At 61.3% G+C, this 20,469-nt stretch carries 23 protein-coding genes; 10 read left to right on the top strand and 13 right to left on the bottom strand.

The window, feature by feature from the left end:
* Positions 1 to 149: 149 nt before the first annotated feature.
* Positions 150 to 902, top strand: a complete 753-nt coding sequence (locus ACMGF7_RS01425; protein ID WP_004939703.1) for an SDR family NAD(P)-dependent oxidoreductase — start codon at positions 150 to 152, stop codon at positions 900 to 902.
* Here the strand turns inward: ACMGF7_RS01425 and ACMGF7_RS01420 are convergent.
* Positions 887 to 1,783: a LysR substrate-binding domain-containing protein gene (locus ACMGF7_RS01420; RefSeq protein WP_164095276.1), complete on the bottom strand. Its 897-nt coding sequence runs from the start codon at positions 1,781 to 1,783 to the stop codon at positions 887 to 889. The two genes, ACMGF7_RS01425 and ACMGF7_RS01420, sit on opposite strands and share 16 nt — an antisense overlap.
* Positions 1,784 to 1,900: 117 nt before the next feature.
* Here ACMGF7_RS01420 and ACMGF7_RS01415 point away from each other — a divergent pair, with 117 nt between their 5' ends.
* Positions 1,901 to 2,680 (top strand): 2OG-Fe(II) oxygenase, encoded by a 780-nt coding sequence (locus ACMGF7_RS01415; protein WP_015377040.1) that lies wholly within the window; start codon positions 1,901 to 1,903, stop codon positions 2,678 to 2,680.
* Between the two features lie 38 nt (positions 2,681 to 2,718).
* Here the strand turns inward: ACMGF7_RS01415 and ansP are convergent, their stop codons facing one another.
* Together ansP and ACMGF7_RS01405 are read right to left on the bottom strand one after the other, a co-directional pair.
* Positions 2,719 to 4,185 carry an L-asparagine permease gene (gene ansP / locus ACMGF7_RS01410; protein WP_049239954.1) on the bottom strand — a complete coding sequence of 489 codons (1,467 nt, stop codon included), beginning with the start codon at positions 4,183 to 4,185 and terminating at the stop codon, positions 2,719 to 2,721.
* 432 nt (positions 4,186 to 4,617) lie between these two features.
* Entirely contained in the window at positions 4,618 to 5,055 is a 438-nt protein-coding gene (locus ACMGF7_RS01405; RefSeq protein ID WP_004939694.1) for a PACE efflux transporter, read from the bottom strand.
* 112 nt (positions 5,056 to 5,167) lie between these two features.
* Here ACMGF7_RS01405 and ACMGF7_RS01400 point away from each other — a divergent pair, with 112 nt between their 5' ends.
* A complete protein-coding gene (locus tag ACMGF7_RS01400; protein ID WP_004939692.1) occupies positions 5,168 to 6,061 on the top strand; it encodes a LysR family transcriptional regulator in 894 nt (297 codons plus the stop codon).
* Positions 6,062 to 6,077: 16 nt separating this feature from the next.
* On the opposite strand, the gene ACMGF7_RS01395 is transcribed toward ACMGF7_RS01400, so the two are convergent.
* Positions 6,078 to 6,641, bottom strand: a complete 564-nt coding sequence (locus ACMGF7_RS01395) for a DedA family protein (protein ID WP_021503987.1) — start codon at positions 6,639 to 6,641, stop codon at positions 6,078 to 6,080.
* A 50-nt stretch (positions 6,642 to 6,691) separates the two neighbouring features.
* Complete coding sequence (locus ACMGF7_RS01390; RefSeq protein WP_049239952.1) at positions 6,692 to 7,369, bottom strand: DJ-1/PfpI family protein; 678 nt, start codon at positions 7,367 to 7,369, stop codon at positions 6,692 to 6,694.
* A 91-nt stretch (positions 7,370 to 7,460) separates the two neighbouring features.
* Between ACMGF7_RS01390 and ACMGF7_RS01385 the strand changes: the two genes are divergently transcribed.
* The 3 genes from ACMGF7_RS01385 (at position 7,461) to pbpG (ending at position 10,635) form a co-directional block, all read left to right on the top strand.
* Positions 7,461 to 8,405 (top strand): GlxA family transcriptional regulator, encoded by a 945-nt coding sequence (locus tag ACMGF7_RS01385; RefSeq protein WP_049239951.1) that lies wholly within the window; start codon positions 7,461 to 7,463, stop codon positions 8,403 to 8,405.
* Between the two features lie 45 nt (positions 8,406 to 8,450).
* Positions 8,451 to 9,554 (top strand): adenosylhomocysteinase, encoded by a 1,104-nt coding sequence (locus ACMGF7_RS01380; protein WP_049239950.1) that lies wholly within the window; start codon positions 8,451 to 8,453, stop codon positions 9,552 to 9,554.
* A gap of 151 nt (positions 9,555 to 9,705) precedes the next feature.
* A complete protein-coding gene (pbpG, locus tag ACMGF7_RS01375) occupies positions 9,706 to 10,635 on the top strand; it encodes a D-alanyl-D-alanine endopeptidase (RefSeq protein ID WP_048322449.1) in 930 nt (309 codons plus the stop codon).
* A 34-nt stretch (positions 10,636 to 10,669) separates the two neighbouring features.
* Here the strand turns inward: pbpG and ACMGF7_RS01370 are convergent, their stop codons facing one another.
* Positions 10,670 to 11,125: a GNAT family N-acetyltransferase gene (locus ACMGF7_RS01370; RefSeq protein WP_016928647.1), complete on the bottom strand. Its 456-nt coding sequence runs from the start codon at positions 11,123 to 11,125 to the stop codon at positions 10,670 to 10,672.
* A gap of 76 nt (positions 11,126 to 11,201) precedes the next feature.
* On the opposite strand from ACMGF7_RS01370, the gene ACMGF7_RS01365 reads away from it, so the two are divergent.
* From ACMGF7_RS01365 to ACMGF7_RS01355, 3 genes are all read left to right on the top strand, one after another.
* Entirely contained in the window at positions 11,202 to 11,606 is a 405-nt protein-coding gene (locus ACMGF7_RS01365; RefSeq protein WP_015377047.1) for a VOC family protein, read from the top strand.
* Positions 11,607 to 11,722: 116 nt separating this feature from the next.
* On the top strand, positions 11,723 to 12,649 hold the full coding sequence (locus ACMGF7_RS01360; RefSeq protein WP_273875082.1) for an alpha/beta fold hydrolase: 927 nt from the start codon (positions 11,723 to 11,725) through the stop codon (positions 12,647 to 12,649).
* Positions 12,650 to 12,751: 102 nt separating this feature from the next.
* The gene (locus tag ACMGF7_RS01355; RefSeq protein ID WP_004939666.1) at positions 12,752 to 13,672 is read left to right on the top strand and encodes a DUF808 domain-containing protein; all 921 of its coding nucleotides are present in this window, start codon (positions 12,752 to 12,754) and stop codon (positions 13,670 to 13,672) included.
* 229 nt (positions 13,673 to 13,901) lie between these two features.
* Here ACMGF7_RS01355 and ACMGF7_RS01350 read toward each other — a convergent pair whose 3' ends face one another.
* From ACMGF7_RS01350 to ACMGF7_RS01325, 6 genes are all read right to left on the bottom strand, one after another.
* The gene (locus ACMGF7_RS01350) at positions 13,902 to 14,441 is read right to left on the bottom strand and encodes a GNAT family N-acetyltransferase (RefSeq protein WP_197798573.1); all 540 of its coding nucleotides are present in this window, start codon (positions 14,439 to 14,441) and stop codon (positions 13,902 to 13,904) included.
* Between the two features lie 314 nt (positions 14,442 to 14,755).
* Positions 14,756 to 15,205 (bottom strand): type II toxin-antitoxin system PemK/MazF family toxin, encoded by a 450-nt coding sequence (locus ACMGF7_RS01345; protein WP_273890299.1) that lies wholly within the window; start codon positions 15,203 to 15,205, stop codon positions 14,756 to 14,758.
* Positions 15,206 to 15,357: 152 nt separating this feature from the next.
* The gene (locus ACMGF7_RS01340) at positions 15,358 to 16,170 is read right to left on the bottom strand and encodes a MetQ/NlpA family lipoprotein (protein WP_015377051.1); all 813 of its coding nucleotides are present in this window, start codon (positions 16,168 to 16,170) and stop codon (positions 15,358 to 15,360) included.
* Between the two features lie 130 nt (positions 16,171 to 16,300).
* On the bottom strand, positions 16,301 to 17,143 hold the full coding sequence (locus ACMGF7_RS01335) for a DUF1460 domain-containing protein (RefSeq protein ID WP_197763660.1): 843 nt from the start codon (positions 17,141 to 17,143) through the stop codon (positions 16,301 to 16,303).
* A gap of 104 nt (positions 17,144 to 17,247) precedes the next feature.
* Positions 17,248 to 17,790 (bottom strand): GNAT family N-acetyltransferase, encoded by a 543-nt coding sequence (locus ACMGF7_RS01330; protein ID WP_015377053.1) that lies wholly within the window; start codon positions 17,788 to 17,790, stop codon positions 17,248 to 17,250.
* Positions 17,790 to 18,257, bottom strand: a complete 468-nt coding sequence (locus ACMGF7_RS01325) for an acyltransferase (protein WP_049239945.1) — start codon at positions 18,255 to 18,257, stop codon at positions 17,790 to 17,792. The genes ACMGF7_RS01330 and ACMGF7_RS01325 overlap by 1 nt, the downstream gene beginning before the upstream one ends.
* Before the next feature lie 205 nt (positions 18,258 to 18,462).
* Between ACMGF7_RS01325 and ACMGF7_RS01320 the strand changes: the two genes are divergently transcribed.
* Complete coding sequence (locus ACMGF7_RS01320; protein WP_004939641.1) at positions 18,463 to 19,053, top strand: Yip1 family protein; 591 nt, start codon at positions 18,463 to 18,465, stop codon at positions 19,051 to 19,053.
* 57 nt (positions 19,054 to 19,110) lie between these two features.
* Here ACMGF7_RS01320 and ACMGF7_RS01315 read toward each other — a convergent pair whose 3' ends face one another.
* On the bottom strand, positions 19,111 to 19,962 hold the full coding sequence (locus tag ACMGF7_RS01315; RefSeq protein WP_049239944.1) for a DMT family transporter: 852 nt from the start codon (positions 19,960 to 19,962) through the stop codon (positions 19,111 to 19,113).
* Positions 19,963 to 20,469 lie beyond the last annotated feature (507 nt).

The raw sequence follows: 20,469 nt of genomic DNA, 5'->3' as shown, positions 1-20,469 counted from the left end.
GTTATACGATTTACTTCCATCGTATAGATAAAATATTGATAAGCATTATTCCTTTTATTCCTCGCCGTGTTGGGCATCACTGCTGCCGCAAACTGTCACTTGCCGGCGCTAGCCTGTCCCCCTGAGTTCAACGTTGCAGGAGAACGGCTATGCAAGATTTCAAACATCGGGTGGCGCTGGTGACCGGCGCGTCCACCGGCATTGGCGAAGCGATCGCCGCCGAGCTGTTTCGGCGCGGAGCCACGGTGGTGATGACCGGCCGCCACACAGCGCCTCTCACCGCCGCCGCCGCGCGGCTCGATCCCGACGGCCGGCGGTTGATGACGTTGCGAATGGACGTGCGCGACGCGCAGTCGGTGCAACAGGGTATTGAAGAGATCGTGCGGCGCTGCGGCGCGCTGCATCTGCTGGTCAACAACGCCGGGATCACCGGCCCGCACGAGGTGGATATCGATCGGTACGCGGTCGAAGATTGGCATGAGGTGATCGCCACTTGCCTGAGCGGCACGTTTTTCGGCATGAAGTACGGCCTGCCGGCGATCGTCGCCGGCGGCGGCGGGGCAGTGGTGAACCTCTCTTCCGCCAACGGCGTGGTGGGCATTGCCGGGATTGCGCCCTATACCGCCGCCAAGCATGGCGTGCTGGGCCTGACGCGCTCGGCGGCGCTGGAATTCGCTACGCGCGGCGTGCGCGTTAATGCCGTCGGGCCGGGCTATGTGGATACGCCGGCGATGGGGGAACTGCCGGCGTCGGCGCGGGCGCAGATGGCCGCTTCGCACCCGATGGGGAGAATGGCGACGCGGGAAGAAGTGGCGAAAACGGTGGCTTTCCTGCTTTCGGACGACAGCAGTTTCACCACCGGTGCGTTTTACAGCATCGACGGCGGTTATACCGCGTGCTGAGCCAGCGCCTGCAGCCAGCGGAGAAACGCCGCTGCGCCGGGTTTTTCCAGCGTGCGCGGCGGGTAAACCACGTAGTAGGGTTTGCTGAGCGGCAGCGCCGGTTCGGCCAGGGTGACCAGCCGGCCCTCCGCCAGTTCACGGGCGATCAGCCGCCGCTGGCCGAGCAGCACCCCGCGCCCTTGTACGGCGGCGTCGATGGCCAGCGAGGTCAGGTTATAGGTCAGCCCGCGCCGCGGCGGCGGCGACCGATCGGCGGCGGTGAACCACTCGTGCCAGCCCGGCAGAAACTGGCTCTCCTTGCCCCAGTCGACGTGGATCAGCGGCAGCTGCGTCCAGTCGCCGCGATCGCGCAGCGCCGGGCTGCATACCGGCTGCACCCGATCCTGAAACAGCTGCACCTTTTCCAGCAGCGGGTAATCCTGATCGCCGAAGCACAGGGCGAAATCCGCCGCCGAATGGGCGAAATCGACCGCCGCATGGGTCGCGTGCAGCCGCAGATCGCCGTCGGGGCACTGCGCCAGCCAGTCGCCCAGCGCCGGGTTCAGCCATTTGGAGGCCAACGCCGGCAAGGTGAACACCGTCAGCGTCTGCTTGCCGCGCTGGCGTTCGACGTGTTGCTGCGCCACGCGCAGCGTTTCAAACGCCTCCTGCACGTAGGCCAGGTAGTCCGAGCCCTGTTCGGTCAGCGTGACGCCGCTTTTGGCGCGAATGAACAATGTGATGCCCAGATGTTGTTCGAGCTGGCGGATCTGTTGGCTGACGGCGGCGGCGGTCAGCGCCAGCGCATCCGCTGCGCGGGCCAGGCTGCCGGTGCGAGCGGCGGTTTCGAACGCCAGAATGGCGCTCAGCTTGGGCAAGCGCGCACGGGACGGTGAGTGCATGAGCAGGGCTTATCGCTAATAATTCGTTAGCTTATCCATAACGTATTTTTGTTATGGCGGCAATGCGGCATTCGCTACAGTGAGAGGCATCCGGCTTTCGCACACGAGGGGAACGTCATGCCGCCACTTGCCGATATTATCGATCTGTCCGCCCATCCCATCGATGACGCCGCGTTCCGCGCCCGCTGCCGACAAACGCTGGCGCGCGCCGGCGCGCTGGTGCTGCCGGGATTTCTGCGTGAAGCCGCGCTGGCGACGGTGCGGCTGGAGGGCGCTGAACAGCACCATGCGGCGTTTTACGCCACCAGCAAACACAACGTGTATCTACGGCCGCAGGACGACGCGCTGCCGGCCGATCACGCGCGCAACCGGCTGGTGGTGTCGTCCAAGGGGTGCATTACCGACGAGGATATTCCGCCGCAGTCGCCGCTGCGCGCGCTGTACGACGCCCCGGCGTTTCGCGCGTTCCTGTGTGCGGTGCTGGGCGAGGCGCAGCTCTACCCCTACGCCGATCGGCTGTCGTCGATCAATCTGCATTACGCCCATACCGGTCAGGAGCTGGGCTGGCATTTTGACAACTCCTCGTTCGCCATCACGCTGCTGATCCAGAAACCGCAGGCGGGCGGGCGCTTCGAATACGTGGAGAACCTGCGCGACGCCGATCGCGGCGAGATGAACTATGCCGGGGTCACGCAGGTGCTGGACGGCGAGCGGGCGGTCAAACGGCTGGCGATGGAGGAGGGGGATTTGGTGCTGTTTCGCGGGCGCAACGCCATGCACCGGGTGACGCCGACCGAAGGCGACACCACGCGCATGCTGGTGGTGTTGGCCTACAATGCGCAGCCGGACGTGATGCTGTCGGAAAGCGCCAGAATGACGTTCTACGGGCGGTTATAGCGGATAAAAAAAACCGCCCCGGAGGGCGGTTTGTCGATTCAGCGTTGGCTCTGTTCTTCGTGAGCCTGCTGTTCCAGCTTCACTTCCTGCGCGCGTTTGCGCAGGCCGAACCAGCCCAGCGTCAGCAGCACCGCCAACACCGGAATGGTGGCGATGGTCCAGGTGCCGTTCGGGTAGTCGAAGGCCATCATCACCACCACGATCAGCAGAAACGCCAGCGTCAGCCACGAAGTGAACGGCGCGCCCGGCATTCTGAACGACACCGGCTGCGCGCGGCCTTCGCGCACGGCTTTGCGCAGGCGCATCTGGCAAACGATGATAAACGCCCAGGAGGCGATGATGCCCAGCGAAGCGATGTTCAGCACGATCTCGAACACCTGCGCCGGCACCAGGTAGTTGAGCACCACGCCGATCACATAGATGCCGCAGGTGACCAGGATGCCGGCGTAAGGCACCTGCTGGCTGCTCATTTTAGCCATCAGCTTCGGCGCGGAGCCGCCCATCGCCAGCGAACGCAGGATGCGGCCGGTGGAGTAGAGGCCGGAATTGAGGCTGGACAGCGCGGCGGTCAACACCACGATGTTCATGATGGTGCCGATGTAAGGCACGCCCAGCTTGCTGAAGAAGGTGACGAACGGGCTTTGGCCGGCCTGATAGGCGTTCCACGGCAGCAGCAGCACCAGCAGCACCACGGAGCCGACGTAGAACAGACCGATACGCCAGATCACGCTGTTGATCGCTTTGGGCATCATTTTGGCCGGATCTTTACACTCGCCGGCGGCGGTGCCGATAAGCTCGATGCCGGCGAAGGCGAAGATCACCCCTTGCACCAGCACCAGCGCCGGCAGCAGGCCGTGCGGGAACATGCCGCCGTTTTCGGTGATCAGGTGCATGCCGGTGGTGTGGCCGGCGACCGGGGTGCCGGTGCCGAGGAAGACGACGCCGACAATCAGGAACAGCGCGATGGCGGCGACCTTGATCAGCGCGAACCAGAACTCCATCTCGGCGAACCACTTCACGCCGATCATGTTCATGGTGGCGACGATACCGAGCGCGCCGAGGGCGAACAGCCATTGCGGCACGTCGGCGAAGGTGCCCCAGTAGTGCATGTACAGCGCCACGGCGGTGATGTCGACGATGCCGGTCATTGCCCAGTTGAGGAAATACATCCAGCCGGCGACATAAGAGGCTTTTTCACCGAGGAATTCGCGGGCGTAAGAAACGAAGCTGCCGCTGGAAGGGCGATGCAGCACCAGTTCGCCCAGCGCGCGCAGGATGAAGAAAGAGAAGATCCCGCACACCAGATAGACCAGCGCCAGCGCCGGCCCGGCCAGTTCGAGACGGCCCCCGGTCCCGAGGAACAAACCGGTGCCGATGGAGCCGCCGATGGCGATCATTTGGATTTGCCGGTTGCCCATGCTTTTGTGATAACCGGATTCATGAGAGTCTAGCCAGCGTCTTCTGGCGGCGTGTTTGTCATCCGCCGACTTTTTTTGTGAGTGCATTATCCGTCCTGTTTACCTGTCTATGTTAACCCTGCTCTTAATGAGAGCAAACGATTGCTATGACCAATCGTTATGAGAATGAGGTCGTGGCATCATTCCGCTGTTTATTGTGTATACAGCCATCATTAAAATAACGGCGAAGCATGCTACCTTTTCTCCGTAATGGTGGCAAAAAATACTGCGCATAAAACGTGAACAAGTGTGTTTATTTTTTAATCCAAATATAAAAGAATATATTATTCAAAAAGATGTGATGTTTTATCAAGACGGAAATATCGAGGAATAAAAAGTGATTAAAATCACAAAATAATAATTACCGTGCAAATTACAGGGTGTTGTTCTTATATTTCGCGGCGAGAAATAAGAGGAAGGAAATGGCGACCCGCGCAGAAAATGGGATAAAGCAGCGGGTCGGTTGGCGCGTAACGAGTCTTAGGCCGATTCACCGGCCGGCAGTGCCGATGCGGGCAGGCCGAACAGCTTGTCGAACGCCCAGTTAAACAGGAAGGTGTAGCAAGGAATGATAACGATCAGCGCCATATCCAGCAGCAGCGCCTGCCACAGCGTGATGCCCATCCACCAGGCGATCAGCGGGATCAGATACACCACCAGCGTTAGCTGAAAGCCGACGGCGTGCAAAATGCGGCGTTTGAGCGTGCGGGTGCGCGACACCTGGCGGCTTTCCCACCACTCGAATAAATAGTTGTAAATAAAGTTCCAGCTGACCGCGATGGTGGTGATCACCACCGCCAGCGGCCCGGTGCTGCTCGGCGCATGGCCCGACAGCAGCGCCAACCCCAGCGCCGAGATCGCCATGCCGATGATTTCATAAGCGGTGACATACACCAGTTTGCGTTTGACGCCTTGCATCGTTTTCTCCCGATCTGTTTTTAGTTGCCTCTGTGGCGACGGCGGCTAAGATAACGTCAACCACATTGATAGAAAAAGTCAGGAGTTGTCAGTTTTACTGACAGATAAAACAATGAATTTCTCCAGCGACAATATCGAACTGTTTTTGGCGGTGCTCGATCGCGGCTCGTTTTCCGCCGCCGCCCGCGCGCTGCGGCGCGTGCCCTCCGCCGTCAGCATGGCCATCGCCAACATGGAGGCGGAGCTCGGTTTCGCCTTGTTCGACCGTTCTCACCGTGAACCGACGCCGACCGCGCTGGCGTTGGCCCTGGCGCCGCACGCCCGCCTGATCGCCGGGCAGCTCAAGCAGCTGCAGGTGCACGCCATCGAACTGTCTCAGGGGCTGGAGAGTCGGCTTTCGATCGGCGTGGCGTCGGATATCAACGGCGCCGGCCTGCTGGCGGCGGTGAAAACGCTGTCGCAGCGTTATCCGCTACTGAACATCGAAGTGCTCAGCGCGCCGCAGGACGACGTGCTGCACATGCTGCACGAGGGGCGCATCGGTGTTTGTCTGGCGTTCGGCGGGCTGAACGTCAATAGCGCGGAGCAGTTCCACTTCGTCGGCGCGGAGTCGCTGGTGGCGATGCTGTCGCCGCAGCACCCGGCGCTGGACGGCGCGGCGGGTGAGCTGTTTCTCGAGGATCTGGTCAACGTGCGGCAGATCATGGTGGCCAGCCGCGATCTGCCGATCGGCGATCTGCGTCCGCAGGTGGCGGAGGCGTACTGGCGCACCGACAGCCTGCCGATGGCGCTGAACATGGTGGAGGCGGGCCTGGGCTGGGGCAACTTCCCGCTGTCGCTGGCCGAGCCGCTGCTGGCGCAGGGGCGTCTGGTGCGGCTGAAATTCAAAAACACCAAGAACGAGCTGCGCTTGCCGATGCATTTGATCTGGCTGAAGAATCGCCCGTTGGACAAGGCGGCGCGCGAGCTGGTCGAGCTGATGCGCGCGGCGCCGCAGGAAAGCTGACGCCCGCTGCGTTTGCTTACTCCGGGTGGCGTTTACGCCACCAGAAACGCACCAGCAGGATAGCGGCGATCGCCAGCGCGACAAACAGCAGGCTGGAGAGCTTTTTGTCGAAGCCGGTAACGAAGCGTTCGATCGCCTGGCCGCCAAAATAACCGAGCATGACGAAGATCGTCGCCCAGAGAATGGCGCCGAGGATGTTCAGCGGCACGAAGCGCGACGGCGGCAGGCGGCTGGCGCCGATCAGCACCGGGCCGATGATGCGGAAACCGTACATGAAACGCACCCCGATAACGAACAGCATCGGGTGGCGGGCGATCAGCCTTCTGGCGCGCGCGATGCGCTTTTCCTGCCCCTTGAGCCGCGAGATGACGCGGCCTTCGAACCGGCGGCCGGCGAAGTACAGCAACTGATCCCCCAGCGTGCCGCCCAGCGCCACTACTGCGATCACCCACGGCCAGTGCAGCAGCCCTTCATGGGCGGCGATGCCGCCCAGCAGCGTGATGGTTTCCCCCTCAGCCAGGCAGCCGATAAACAACGCCCAGTAGCCATAGTCCGTAATGTAGTGAGCCAAATCGGTCATTCCTTACTCCTTATGTGGCTGACGCATAAGGGCAAGTATACGCCCGATCGCTAGCCTTGGGCGATCTGGGCCACCAACGCTCTGCGCTGCGCCAGACTTTCCGCCATTTGTGCCTGTACCCTGGCGTAAATGTGCGGCGGGGCCAGTTCCGGCGTGCCGCCCGTGAACGGCGGGGCCGGGGCGTATTCCAGATAGAGTTGGATCGTTTGGGCAGTGTCTTCGCCGTGCAGTTCGGCGATCAGCGCCAGCGCGAAATCGATGCCGGCGGTAACGCCGCCGCCGCTGATCACGTTGCCGTCACGCTCTACGCGTGCAGCGCTGGGTATGGCGCCGAACAGCTTCAGGCTGTCGCGCATCGACCAGTGGCAGGCGGCGCGTTTGCCCGGCAGCAGGCCGGCGGCGGCCAGGATCAGCGAACCGGTGCATACCGAAGTCAGATAGCGGGCATCGGCGCCCAGCCGCCGGATTTGCTGCATGAATGCTTTATCCTGCAGCGCTTGGGTGCAGCCGCTGCCGCCCGGCACGCACAGCACATCGCAGCGTGCGATCTCCGGCAGCGGGCGCAGCTGGGTGAAGTGCAAGCCTTCCGACTCGACATCCGCGCCGTCTACCGAGGCGACGATGATTTCCGCGCCTGGCATGCGGCGCAGGAACTGCAGTGGGCCCGTGAAGTCGAGCTGGGTGACGCCTTGATAGATGGGAAATACAATCACCAGTGATTCAGACATGATATTCGCCTCATTTTTATCGTTGGACCTGGGCCATAATAGCCGCCCTGTTTTTGGCTGATATGACAGATAACCCTCAAAAAGCGCCATCATGAAAACGATCGGTTTTGTGGTTTTTCCCGGTTTTAACCTGCTGGACTTTGCCGGGCCGCTGGCGGCGTTCGATAACGTCAGCCAGTTCACCGACCCGCCGGCCTACCGCTGTGTGGCGATCTCGCCGCAGGGCGGCATGGTCGCCAGCTCGGCCGGGGTGGAAATCGCCACGCAGCCGTGCGGCGGCGAGCGTTTCGATACGTTGGTGGTGGCCGGCGGCAGCGGCAATGTGATGGCGGCGCAATCACCGGCGCTGGCGGCGTTCCTGGCCAAGCAAAGCCGACGAGCGCGGCGCATTGCCAGCGTATGTACCGGCGCGTTTATTCTGGCGGCCTGCGGGCTGCTGGACGGCAAGCGCGCCACCACTCACTGGTATCATGCGGCGCGGCTGCAGCAGAACTACCCGCGCATTCGCGTCGACAGCAACCGCATCTTCATTCGCGACGGGGATATCTGGACCTCGGCCGGGATCAGCGCCGGCATCGATCTGGCGTTGGCGCTGATCGAAGACGACCTGGGCGCCACCCTGGCGGCGGCCGTGGCGCGGCAGCTGGTGGTCTATCACCGACGCCCCGGCGGGCAGTCGCAGTATTCGCTGTTGCTGGCGCTGAATCCGTCGTCGGATCGCATGCGCGCCGCGCTGTCGTACGCGCGCGAGCATTTGCACCAGCCGCTGTCGGTGGCGGATCTGGCCGACGCCGCGTGCCTGAGCGAGCGTCAGTTCGGCCGGCTGTTCCGCGCTGAAACCGGGCAGACGCCGGCCAAGGTGGTCGAGCAATTGCGGGTCGAGGCGGCCAGGGTGCGCATCGAAGAGAGCGCCGAGCCGCTGGAAGCGATCGCCCGTTCGGTGGGGTTCAGCGATCCGGAACGCATGAGGCGGGCGTTTATCCGCGTATTTGGCCTGTCGCCGCAGGCGATCCGCCGGCTCGGCCGCGCGGGATAACTTTTTTGCCACGCCTGGCGGCGGGGCGCACCAGAGGAGCAACGGATGTATCAGGATTTTGACAGTGAATTGAGCTGGGCGACGCGTCATATGCCGCGCACCCGGGCGGCGGTGGCGGCGTTGCCGGACCTGCACGGGGTGCGGCTGGCGTGCAATATGCACCTGGATCTGAAAATGGCGCCGCTGGTGGCCGGCCTGCTGGACAAGGGCGCAGCGATCTTCCTGACCACCTGCAATCCCACTACGGTGCAGGACGACGTGGTGGCCTGGCTGGAACGGCGGGGCGCGCAGGCCTATGCCTGGCGTGACATGAGCGCCGGCGAATGGTCGGAATCTTTCGATCGCGCGTTGGCCTGGCAGCCGACCCACCTGTGCGAAATGGGAGCGGATTTGACCACCCGTTTGCACCAATCGCCGAACGGTCCGCAGATCGTCGCCGGGCTGGAGGCCACCGGATCGGGCATCAATCGGTTAAACGGCGTGGCGCCGCGCTACCCGATCTTCAACTGGGACGATCTGCCGGTGAAAGAAGGGCTGCACAATCGGCATATGGTTGGGCTGACCGCCTGGCACACCTTCTTCCAGACCACCCATTTGACGCTGCATGAAAAGCGCGTGCTGGTGATTGGCTACGGCCTGGTCGGGCAGGGGACGGCGGCCGCGGCCAGGGCCTACGGCGGCCAGGTGATGGTGGCGGAAATCGATCCGGCGCGTGCGCTGCAGGCGCGTTATGACGGCTGGCAGGTGGTGGATCTGGCGAGCGGGGTCGCGCAGGCGGACGTGATCGCCACCGCGACCGGCGCGAAAAACGTGCTTTCGGCGCAGCATCTGCAACAGGCGCAGGACGGCGTATTTATCCTCAACGTCGGCCACGTGGCGGAAGAGATCGACGTCGGCTTCCTCAAGGGCCTGCAGCACCACGAGCCGATGCCTTATGTGAACGCTTACCAACTCAATGAGAAGACGGTTTATTTGCTGGCCAACGGCTCGATGTTCAACCTGACCGCCGGCTACGGCGACAGCCTCAACGCCTTCGACGTCACGCTGGCGGTGATGGCGGCCGGCATCGGCCATATTGTCGGCGCAGGGGCGCGGCAAACGCCGGGGCTGTACCTGCTGCCGCAATCGGCGTGGCAGCCGGCGCTGTAACTTTTTCTACGCGGGCGTTCATCCCAGAGCGCCCGCGGGCTGCGTCGTTTTTCGGCCGACAGAATTTGTCACAAATCCGCCCTATAATCCCAGTGCCAAGCGCTGAACCCTCACATATAATTCGCTGAGTTCAAGCCCCCATTTCAGAGTAATGCCTGTGAAAATACGTGTTTTGGTTCTGACCCTGCTCGCTTTGCAGGCGGGCGCAGGCTTTGCGCCGCGCGCGCTGGCCAGCGACAACGCTGCCGCCCTGCACGCCACCCAGCCTGAGCTGGCCTCCGGCAGCGCGATGGTCGTCGATATGCAAACCCATAAGGTGATGTACGCGCGCAACCCGGATGAAGTGGTGCCGATCGCCTCGATTACCAAGCTGATGACCGCCATGGTCACGTTGGACGCGCACCTGCCGCTCGACGAGATGCTGTCGGTGGACATCCACCAGACGCCGGAGATGAAAGGGGTGTATTCACGGGTGCGGCTGAACAGCGAAATCAGCCGCAAGGATATGCTGCTGCTGGCGCTGATGTCGTCGGAAAACCGCGCGGCCGCCAGCCTGGCGCACCACTATCCGGGCGGCTACAACGCCTTCATCAAGGCGATGAACGCCAAGGCCAGGGCGCTGGGTATGACCAACACCCATTACGTGGAACCGACCGGGCTCTCTATTCATAACGTGTCGACGGCGCGCGATCTGACCAAACTGCTGATCGCCACCAAGCAATATCCGTTGATCGGCCAGCTCAGCACCACCACTGAGCGCATGGCCAGCTTCAAGGATCCGAACTACACGCTGCCGTTCCGCAACACCAATCACCTGGTGTACAACCCGAAATGGAACATTCAGCTGACCAAGACCGGCTTCACCAACCAGGCGGGGCACTGCCTGGCGATGCGCACCGTGATCGGTAACCGCTCGGTGTCGCTGGTGGTGCTGGACGCCTTCGGCAAATACACCCATTTCGCCGACGCCAACCGTCTGCGCAGCTGGATTGAAACGGGCAAGGTGACGCCGATCCCGGCCGCCGCCCGTGACTATCGCCGCCAAAAAGACGCCCGTCTGGCGAAGAACGACAGCGAATAACCCGCCTGACGGCCTGCTCGTTTGCAGCAGGCCGCTATCGGCCCTCGGGCCGTCTGATGACAAATCCCCGCTCGCGATCGCCGTCGAAACCCGCTTTGAGATAAAGCTGGTGCGCGCCGGTGCGTTGCTGCCCCGACAGCAGCATCACCTTGTAACAGCCTTTACGCCAGGCCAGCTGCAGCGCGTATTCAATCATGGCGAGCGCTACGCCGTGGCCGCGGTAGGGCTCCGCCGTCACCACGTGTTCGATGACGCCGAACGGCTGCGCCTGGTGCGCCAGCCCCGGGATCAGCGCCAGCATGCAGGTGGCGATCGGCTGTTCCTCGTCCGCCGCTACCACCAGGCGGATCGCCGGATCGTCCAGCAGGCGTTGCAGGGTGCGGCGCGCGTCATCGGCGCGCAGCGGCGCGTCCTGCGGGCGCAGCTCGCGATACAAGGCTAACAGGCCGTTGAGATCGTCCGGCTGCGCCAGGCGATGAATGATGCTCATGATTGCTCCTTTCCGCCGCTTCAACGGTAATCCGCTATCCTCCATTAATACCACAACGATTGTCGGAGGGGATGTTATGAGTCAGGTTTCGACCTTTGTCATGTTCCAGGGAGAGGCGCAGCGGGCGATCGACCTTTACAGCCAAGTGTTCGAGCGTTTTCGGCTCATGCAGGTGCAGCATTACGATCCGACGCCGGACGGCCGGCGGTTGATCAAGCATGCGTCCATCGATTTCGACCGGCAGAACCTGGTGTTCATCGACAGCCCGATCAGCCATGACTTCAGCTTCACCCCGGCGGTGTCGCTGTTCATCAACCTGCCTAACGAAGAAGCGTTGGAGCGGGCGTTCCACCGGCTGGCGGAAGGCGGCAAGGTGCTGATGCCGCTCGATGACTACGGCTTCAGCGCCCGGTTCGGTTGGCTGAACGATCGTTTCGGCCTCTCCTGGCAGCTCAATGTGCCGGCGGGGGATCTGCCCTGACGCCAAGGGCGTGCAAAAGGGATGGTAGCGCCTGCGGTTGTTTCATATGCTTACCCCCGTGGTGGCAGGGAATTCTGCCGTGGGCAATACCGACAACATTCATGGAAAGGTGCGCTTTGATTGATTTTGACCGCTATGTTGAGCAAGCGAAGTCTTACGGCGAGTGGCCGGGCGGGCACGTGGAGATGTCGTCCGGTCGCGTTGAGGGATTGAGCTATCTCCTGTATCGGCAAACTGCCGCGAGTGCAGACGTGATGGTGGTGTATCACGGCGGCGGGGTTAACAGCGCCGCCGGGTATGACGTTCTTGCGCGCCAGTTGGCGGCCGAGCCAACGCTCGCGGTGTGCCTGGTCGATATTCGCGGACATGGCGATTCCACGGGAGAGCGGGGGACGGTTGAGCGGCCTGAGCGTATTTGGCGCGATGTCGATGTCATCCTGGCGGAAATGCGCCGCCGGTTTCCGTTGGCGCGCAGGCACCTGCTGGGCCATTCGAGCGGCGCCGGGATGTTGCTCAACTACCTGACCCGCTATCCTTGCGAGCAGCAGGCGGATAGCCTGATCCTGCTGGCGCCCGAGCTGGGGCCATTTTCCGGCATAGCCCGCGATCTGGCGGCGGCTCGTTTTGCCCAGGTGCGTCAATGGCCTTTTGTGGCCAATGCGCTCAGCGGTGGGCGATGGTTCGGGCAATCTCGGGCGGTCAGCCTGAATTTTCCCCCGGCCGTGCTGGCCACCTCCCCCGATTTTGTCTGCCAATACAGCGTCAATATGGCTAACGCCTTGACGCCTCGCGCCCCGGCCAAGCAACTGGCGGCGCTGCGATTACCGACTTTGCTGCTGGCGGCCGCGCAGGACGAGTTGTTCAATGCGCAAGCGATGCAGCGTTTCGTTGAACAGCATGGCAGCGTGCATGTGGCATTGGGTTTGCTTGAGGGGAGTACGCATTTATCGTGCGTCTTTGATGCCCATCGCCTTGTCCTTCAACATATCTCGCGCGCGTTCGCTATCGGATCCGATGAGGGGCTGCCAGGCGAGAGGTTTTAACGTCCACCCGGCGTTTTCCGCGATCCTCCCATATCCTTTTATGACGCTTTACCGCTATGCTAAACATAGAATGGCCCGTGAATATGAAAAGGATGAATCATTTTGGCAGGAAGTAGTTTACTTACCCTTATCGACGACATCGCCTCGTTGTTGGACGATGTCTCTTTAATGAGCAAGATGGCGGCGAAAAAAACCGCCGGGGTGCTGGGGGACGATCTGGCGCTCAACGCGCAGCAGGTCACCGGCGTTAAAGCCGACCGCGAGCTGCCGGTGGTGTGGAGCGTCGCCAAAGGCTCGCTGATCAACAAGGCGATCCTGGTGCCGTTGGCGCTCTTGATCAGCGCCTTCGCGCCCTGGGCGATTACGCCGCTGCTGATGGTGGGCGGCGCCTACCTGTGTTACGAAGGGTTCGAAAAGGTGTTTCACAGCCTGAGCCACGGCAAGGCGGCGCAGGAGGAAAAATCGGACGGGCCCGGCGCCAATGAGGATGCCGCAGCCTATGAGAAGCGCAAGGTGAAAGGGGCGATACGCACCGATTTTGTGCTGTCCGCCGAGATTATCGCCATCACCTTGGGCACCGTCGCCGGCGCCACCTTCAGCCAGCAGGTGATCGTCTTGTGCGGCATCGCCGTCGTGATGACGCTCGGCGTGTACGGCATTGTCGCCGGCATCGTCAGGCTGGACGATCTGGGGCTGTATCTGAGCCGCAAAGGCAGCGCGTTGGCGCGCGCCATCGGCAGCGGCATCGTGCGCGCCGCGCCTTATCTGATGAAAACGCTGTCGATCGTCGGCACTGTCGCCATGTTTATGGTCGGCGGCGGTATTCTGACCCACGGTTTGCCGCCGGTGCATCACCTGTTCGAAGATTGGGCCTCATACACCACCGTGGTGCCGACGTTTGGCCATCTTTTGCAGGGTGTGGTTCCGGCCCTGCTGAACGTGGCGTTCGGGCTGGTGGCCGGCGGCGTGGTGCTGGCGGTGGTATCGGCGCTGGGGGCGGTACGCGCGCGTTTCAAGGCATGATGAAAAGTCTCGCCCCGGAAGGGGCGGGACGTATTAAGCGCATTAAAAGATCAGTTTGAGAACGCCGGTAATCGTCAACAAACCCACGATAAAGATGATGGCGACTATCCACAGAATAATTTTCATTTGATTCTCCCTTACCGGTTAAAGGTGGCGCGCGATTGGCGCTAACTCAATGAAATCACTCTTCACTATAGACGCTAACTCCTTATCGTGCGTCGCCATGCCTTCAAGGATGCTGATTGTCGCCCGCGCCCAGCGCGCGCTGCATGATGTGGGTGTCGCGCCATTCCCCCAGCTTGAATCCCACGGCCTTTAACGTCCCGACGCTGGTAAAGCCGAGCGACTGGTGCAGCGCCAGCGAGCCGCGGTTGGCGGCGGAATCGCCGACGATCGCCAGCATCTGGCGCCAGGGGCCTTGCTCGCAGCGGGCGATCAGCGCGCTCAGCAGCGCCTTGCCGACGCCTTTGCCCTGCTGCCCTTCGGCGATGTACACCGAGTCTTCCACGGTAAAGCGATAGGCCGGCCGGGGGCGATACGGCGTGGCATAGCAGTAGCCCACAATACGGCCTTCGCTTTTCGCCACCAGCCAGGGCAGGCCGGCCTCCCGCACCTTGCTCAGGCGCAGCTGCATTTCCGCCCGCGTCGGCGGTTGTTCTTCAAACGAGGCCGCTCCGTGCAGCACGTGGTGGGTGTAAATATGCTGCACGGCGGCCATATCGTCCGGCGTGGCGTCAAGGAGACTGAGTACGGGAGCGGAGAGCGTCATGGCGGGTCTGTTCACCTTGAAAATCAGCGGATAAACGGCATTATGCGCGCCGCTCGCCGCCGGGGTAAATCGGGTTTTCTTATGGTGAGATAAGAAAACCCTATGGGAACGTTCGCCGCGCATCGGTCAGGGTAGAAAGGCTGAGGGGGCAAGAGCGGAAAGATAAGAAATCGGTGGGCGCTTGATAGGCAAAAGCCCAGCTGGATGGCTGGGCTTCGCAGGTCCCTGAAAGGGAGGGTATAGCATAAGGGCCTTTATCGGCTACGGCGACAATTTCACCTGATTTGTCTGTTTTGTCAACAACAGCGTACTGGTCAGAACAGCATATTTTTGGCGTTGATCGACTTAATGACGGCGCGTTGTATGTCAGCAACAAGCTCGCGCGACAGACACTGGGTAAGAAAGCCTCTCTCTTTACGGGCTCTGTTCAGCCGTTGGCGGCTGACTTGCTGCACCAGATCGCCCTTTGCCCAGCGGGTTTGCGGATGAAAGAATCTCATATCTTCGATGAGTTCACGCGTAATTTCGATGTGCAATCCCCGTTCGATCTTGTTCGAATCTCTGGTGGTCGACAGCGGTACGATAATGCAGGCGTTGCCGTTAATTTTGCCATTTAACACAACAACTGAACGGTTCTTCACCATTTCTGGTGGAATGTGGCCATCATAAAAGCCGGCTTCATGCGGTTGGCAGACTGATAGGGGATAGTTGCCATAGTTGCACTCAAGAATTTCCCCGACCTTGGGGGCAAATTTGATCGGCATCGAGACACTCCTTTGTTGTGAACAATCCGTGTTATGGAGGAATGAGCATGCGGGCGTTTTGCTTTTAGAGAAAGGTGTGGCGTAAGGAAACGGGGAATGGAAGTGAAATATTGCGGATTCGTACGCAGAATCCGCCTTGATGGTGGCCGAATTTACCAGCCTTTCACCGCGCCGCCGTTGAAGATTTTTTCGGCGGCTTTGGCCACTTCATCCGACTCATAGGCCTTGATGAAGTTCTGCACGTTCGGCGCGTCCTTGTTGTCTTCGCGCGTGACGATGATGTTGGTGTACGGCGAGTCTTTATCCTCGATGAAGATGCCGTCTTTGGTCGGCGACAGGCCGGTCTGGTTGATGTAGGTGGTGCTGATGACGGCGACGGTGACTTTCGGATCGTCCAGCACGTGCGGCAGCTGCGCGCCTTCCAGCTCCATGATCTGATAACGATGCGGGTTGGCGCTGATGTCCAGGGCGGTAGGCAGCAGCCCCTTACCAGGCTTCAGGCTAATCAGCCCGGTTTTTTCCAGCAGCAGCAGGGCGCGCCCCAGGTTGGTCGGATCGAGCGGGATGGCGATCACCGCGCCGTCCGGCAGCTCTTTCAGCGATTTTATCTTTTTGGAGTAGCCGGCCATCGGGAAGACGAAGGTATTGCCGACCGCCACCAGCTTATAGCCGTGATCTTTGTTTTGCTGTTCGAGGAATGGGCGGTGTTGGAACACGTTGGCGTCCAGTTCGCCCTTGTCGGTGGCGTCGTTCGGCAGCAGCGAGCCGCTGAAGCCGACCAGCTCGACGTCCAGCCCATATTTCTCTTTCGCCACCTGCCTGGCGACTTCCGCCACGTCCTGTTCCGCGCCGTTGATGACGCCGACTTTGATATGGTTTTGGTCGGTTTTTTGATCGCAGCCCTGCAGCGCCAATACGGCGGCGAAGGCCGCCGCCAGAGGGGTGATACGCCAGCGTAAGGTCATCGAAGTCTCCCTGAAAAGAACAATAAAATCAGTTGGTTTTTGTTCTTACAGCTAAGCCTGAACCGCCGATGAAGTCAAACGCTCGTTCAGCATAAACGGCTATAGCTTATAGCCGTTATGCGGCGGGGAGTTATCGGCTGAGCGAACGCAGCACCACGATGCCCGGCGTAGCCATCACGTAATCCATAAAGGGCGAATCGACCACCCGCATGTTGGCTTTGCGCGAAGAGGCGTTGCGCAGCACCGGGCCGTTGTCGGTCATCACGAAGATGCCGGTGTGGGTCACGTCCAGCCCGGCGAGGTTGGTGTAAATGCCGATGTAATCGCCGGTGCGCAGTTGGGACAGCACCTTGTCGTCGACGCTGTCGCTGGGAATGTAGGTCACGCTGCGCTGTACGTTGGGCAAACCGGGCAGGTAGTAGCTGCCGTCCGCCTTCTGGTTGAGGTTTTTCACGAGGGTGACGGCGTGCGGGCTGAGCTGCGCGGTGATGTCTTCGGCCACCTGGTGCGGCCGCTGCGCCCAGTCGGTGAAGAAGTGCTTGCGCTGCGGGAAGGCGATGTTGCCGTCGACGTAGCGGATGTCTATCAGCCGCTGTACGAACTCGCCCTCGCTGTGGGCGGTGCTGAGCGCTTCCACATAATCGATGTAGGTGAAGCAATCCAGCCCGCGAAAGTCGATCACCAGCTGCTCGGGCGTGTTCTGCGAGCCGATCAGGCGATTGGCGAGATAGGGGGTGCCGAGAAACTCGCGCGAAATCAAATCGACGGTGCGGCCATGTGGCTGCGCGGCGGGCCAACCGGCGCGCAGCGCGAGGATTTCACGCAGCTTGCTGCGGGTGCTGGCGTCCATCTCCGGCTGCACGCTCGGCGGCGCAACGGCGGCGTCGGTCGGCGGCGTTGCGGGGGTGGGGCGCTCGGCGCATCCGCTCATGGCGATAGCTAACATCAGTAAAACAACCTTGTTCTTGTTCATACGGCCCTCCATGGGTGTCGCTGGCTTATCAGAGTAAGTGATAACAGTTCTCATCCGATGGTAGGGGTTAAAAAGTAAACATAGCCTCAATGGCAATCGATAAATCAGTAACCGATTTCGCTATTGAACGGCAAATACCAGAACAGCGCGATTTCGTGATCGGCGATCTCCGGCTCGGCGCGGTACAGCAAACGATCGATGCCGCCGAGAATAAACCCGTAATGCTGGTAGCAGCGGCAGGCCGCCAGATTGTTGTTCTGCGTTTCGAGCATCATACCCGAGGTTTCCTGCTGCCGCGCCCACTGTTTGGCGCAGTCCAGCAGCGCCCCGGCGATGCCCTGGCGGCGCGCGTCAGCGCTGACCGCGATCTCGTCGATCAGGGTGTAGCCGTTCCAGTTTTTGCTCAGCGTAATATGGCCAACGGCGTCGTCCTGGCGATACGCCAGGAAGGTCACGCTGTCTTCGTTGGCGAACGGCGCCAGCGGATACTGCTTACGAAACGGCGCCACCGGGCGGGTTGGCCAGCTGTCGACCGGGCTGTCGAACTGCGGCAGGGCGTAACAGGCGATGGTAAAGCCGAAATCGCCGCGCGTCAGGTAATCATCGGGCAGCGCCTCAATGGCCGCGATGCGGATGGCCGGGATCATTACGGCAGCTCCCGCAGCAGGCGCGCCGGATTGCCGGCATAAATCCCCTTGCGGGTGATGTCGCGGGTCACGACCGCCCCGGCGCCGATTACCGTGTCGCTGCAGATCTCCACCGCCAGGATCGTGGCGCCGGAGCCGATGGACACCCGATCGCCGATGCAGGTGCGCCCCCAGCTGGCCGGATCGGCATTGGGCGCGCCGTCTTTGAACAGATCGTTGGCGAAGGTGACGCCGTGGCCGACAAAGCACGCTTCGCCGAGGGTGACGTATTCGCAGATAAAGCTGTGCGATTGAATTTTACTGCGCGCGCCGATGCTGACGTGGCGCTGGATCTCGACGAACGGGCCGACGAAAACATCGTCACCGAGCCGGCAACCGTACAGATTGCAGGGTTCGATCACGGTAACGTTGCGCCCGGCTTCGACGTCGACGATCCCCGCCTGGCGGGTGGTGATAACGGATGACATGACCTTCCTCACAGCCTGGTTTTCATGGTGGGAGTATAAGACAAAGCGCCGCGGCGTTGCGCTTTCCGCACGTTTTTTCGCCGAAAGACTATAATGAGTACAGGGGAGAGAGCCCCGTGGCCGCAATCCTCGCACGGGTAGCAGTCCGTCAGAGGTGTGAAATTCGTTCGCCGATCGCGGCCTACGGCGAGATTGGAGGTGTCTCATGGTCAGTCATGTTTGGGGACTTCTGGCGCATCCCAGCGCCGAGTTCGAACAGATCAAAAGCGAGAATGAAAGCGTCTCGCACCTATACACCCATCACGTGTTGCTCTTGGCAGCCATCCCGGTGGTCTGCGCCTTTATCGGCACCACCCAGTTGGGCTGGCTCTCCGGCGAGGGACATGCCATCAGGCTCGACATGTTTACCGCGCTTTATACCGCCGTGGCGTTCTACCTGCTGATGCTGGCGGGCGTAGCGGCCATGGGGAAAGTCATTCACTGGATGGCGCGGCGTTATGAATCGCGCCCCAGCCTGCACCGCTGCATGGTGTTCGCCGGCTATGTGGCGACCCCGATGTTCCTCAGCGGGATTGTGGCGCTCTATCCGGTCGTCTGGCTGTGTCTGTTTGTCGGCATTATCGGCCTGTGCTATTCGGGCTATCTGCTGAATCTGGGGATCCCGCACTTCCTGAATATCGACAGTAAGGAAGGGTTCATCTTCTCCAGCTCGACCTTCGCTATCGGCATTCTGTTGCTCGAGCTGCTGCTTGGGGTGACGGTGCTGCTGTGGGGGTACGGTTCCTGGTTATTCTGAGTTAACGGCTGTTGTTGTCGCCCCCGCGCCGGTGGAACGGCGCGGGGGCTTTTGCTTTTATGCGCGGCGGAAAACCAGCATCACGCCGAGCACGATGCCCGCCATCCCCAGCAGGCTCAGCGCGGCCAGCGCGTGGCCGAGCAGCAGATAATCCAGCAGGGCGGTCACCGCCGGGATCAGATAGAACAGGCTGGTGACCTGCACCAGGTTGCCGCGCTGGATCAGGCGATACAGCAAGAACGTCGCCAGCACCGAGATCACCACCGCCATCCACAGCAGCGGCAGCACGAACTCAGGCCGCCAGTCGACCCGCAGCGGCTCAAACGGCAGCGCCAGCGTACACATCAATAGCCCGATGGCATACTGCAGCGGCAAGACCGCCAGCGGCGGCTGCGTCATGCCCTTTTGCAGCAGGGTGCCGGCGGTCATGCTCCCCAATGCGATAAAGGCGAACAGCATGCCGCTCGGCGAGAAATGGGCCACCATCAGGCTTTGGTACACCACCAGCGTCAGCCCGGCCATCGCCAGCGCCAGCCCGAATGCGCGCAGCCCGGTGCAGCGCCGTTCGGTGATGAACTGGGTGAGGATCGGCTGTACGCCGAGCAATGTGGCCAGCACGCCGGGCGTAATGCCCTGTTCCAACGCCAGCAGATAGCAGATCTGATAGCTGCCGATCATCAACACGCCGATCAGCGCGACGCGCCGGCGGGTGCCGGCGGCGGGCAGGCACTGGCGCCGCCACAGGCCGATGGCCAACAGCACCGCCAGCGCGATGGCGCAGCGGAAGAACAGAAAAGCGAAGGCGGAGGCGTGCTCCAATCCCCAACGGGAGATGATCGCGCCGCTGCTCCAGAGCAGGACGAACAGCGTAGCCAGGCCGGCATTGGCCCAGAGAGAAGGTAATCGCATATCAATTTCACCTGTCGTGAAAATTACAGGCTCCGGCGCGCGCGGCGGTCTACGCCTGAACGCAACAGATCACTAAGCCGGAGGTAAAAAGTCGGTTTGGCTTAACGCACAACCACAAGGCGTGGCGGGTAAGCGGCAACCGCAGAAACGACAGAAGAAACGGCGGGTGGGGCGGAGGAAGCACACAGCAAAACGACGGCCGGAACGGTCGCGTTTGTCGGATCTGTGCTGTGCGCCAGATAGGTCATGTGAGTTCCTGAAAACCGTGAATGAAACCAGTCGCTTTAAACATAACCAAGTTCAGCGGGGCGTGCAATCGGAAATCACAGAGACATTAATGATAATGAAAATCATTATCATTAATAAAAAGGTGTGCTATGTTGCTTTAACCACGCCGTTTTGACGCAGGGCGCGGCTTGCCCTCTGCCTTGCTTCACGCAGCGCGTGCGGCATAAGAGTTTGCGATTCGCTTTTGCAGAAGGCGAGCAATCGTGGTAAAAATACTGA

The organism is Serratia sp. BNK-17, assembly GCF_048684935.1.
Classification (GTDB): Bacteria; Pseudomonadota; Gammaproteobacteria; order Enterobacterales; family Enterobacteriaceae; genus Serratia; species Serratia nematodiphila.
This window is presented reverse-complemented; position numbering and strand designations above follow the sequence as displayed.

Coding starts and splice junctions, on each gene's coding strand:
- ACMGF7_RS01425 (WP_004939703.1), top strand. CDS start 150: ATGCAAGATTTCAAACATCGGGTGGCGCTGGTGACCGGCGCGTCCACC.
- ACMGF7_RS01420 (WP_164095276.1), bottom strand. CDS start 1,783: ATGCACTCACCGTCCCGTGCGCGCTTGCCCAAGCTGAGCGCCATTCTG.
- ACMGF7_RS01415 (WP_015377040.1), top strand. CDS start 1,901: ATGCCGCCACTTGCCGATATTATCGATCTGTCCGCCCATCCCATCGAT.
- ansP (WP_049239954.1), bottom strand. CDS start 4,185: ATGCACTCACAAAAAAAGTCGGCGGATGACAAACACGCCGCCAGAAGA.
- ACMGF7_RS01405 (WP_004939694.1), bottom strand. CDS start 5,055: ATGCAAGGCGTCAAACGCAAACTGGTGTATGTCACCGCTTATGAAATC.
- ACMGF7_RS01400 (WP_004939692.1), top strand. CDS start 5,168: ATGAATTTCTCCAGCGACAATATCGAACTGTTTTTGGCGGTGCTCGAT.
- ACMGF7_RS01395 (WP_021503987.1), bottom strand. CDS start 6,641: ATGACCGATTTGGCTCACTACATTACGGACTATGGCTACTGGGCGTTG.
- ACMGF7_RS01390 (WP_049239952.1), bottom strand. CDS start 7,369: ATGTCTGAATCACTGGTGATTGTATTTCCCATCTATCAAGGCGTCACC.
- ACMGF7_RS01385 (WP_049239951.1), top strand. CDS start 7,461: ATGAAAACGATCGGTTTTGTGGTTTTTCCCGGTTTTAACCTGCTGGAC.
- ACMGF7_RS01380 (WP_049239950.1), top strand. CDS start 8,451: ATGTATCAGGATTTTGACAGTGAATTGAGCTGGGCGACGCGTCATATG.
- pbpG (WP_048322449.1), top strand. CDS start 9,706: ATGCCTGTGAAAATACGTGTTTTGGTTCTGACCCTGCTCGCTTTGCAG.
- ACMGF7_RS01370 (WP_016928647.1), bottom strand. CDS start 11,125: ATGAGCATCATTCATCGCCTGGCGCAGCCGGACGATCTCAACGGCCTG.
- ACMGF7_RS01365 (WP_015377047.1), top strand. CDS start 11,202: ATGAGTCAGGTTTCGACCTTTGTCATGTTCCAGGGAGAGGCGCAGCGG.
- ACMGF7_RS01350 (WP_197798573.1), bottom strand. CDS start 14,441: ATGACGCTCTCCGCTCCCGTACTCAGTCTCCTTGACGCCACGCCGGAC.
- ACMGF7_RS01345 (WP_273890299.1), bottom strand. CDS start 15,205: ATGCCGATCAAATTTGCCCCCAAGGTCGGGGAAATTCTTGAGTGCAAC.
- ACMGF7_RS01340 (WP_015377051.1), bottom strand. CDS start 16,170: ATGACCTTACGCTGGCGTATCACCCCTCTGGCGGCGGCCTTCGCCGCC.
- ACMGF7_RS01335 (WP_197763660.1), bottom strand. CDS start 17,143: ATGAACAAGAACAAGGTTGTTTTACTGATGTTAGCTATCGCCATGAGC.
- ACMGF7_RS01330 (WP_015377053.1), bottom strand. CDS start 17,790: ATGATCCCGGCCATCCGCATCGCGGCCATTGAGGCGCTGCCCGATGAT.
- ACMGF7_RS01325 (WP_049239945.1), bottom strand. CDS start 18,257: ATGTCATCCGTTATCACCACCCGCCAGGCGGGGATCGTCGACGTCGAA.
- ACMGF7_RS01320 (WP_004939641.1), top strand. CDS start 18,463: ATGGTCAGTCATGTTTGGGGACTTCTGGCGCATCCCAGCGCCGAGTTC.
- ACMGF7_RS01315 (WP_049239944.1), bottom strand. CDS start 19,962: ATGCGATTACCTTCTCTCTGGGCCAATGCCGGCCTGGCTACGCTGTTC.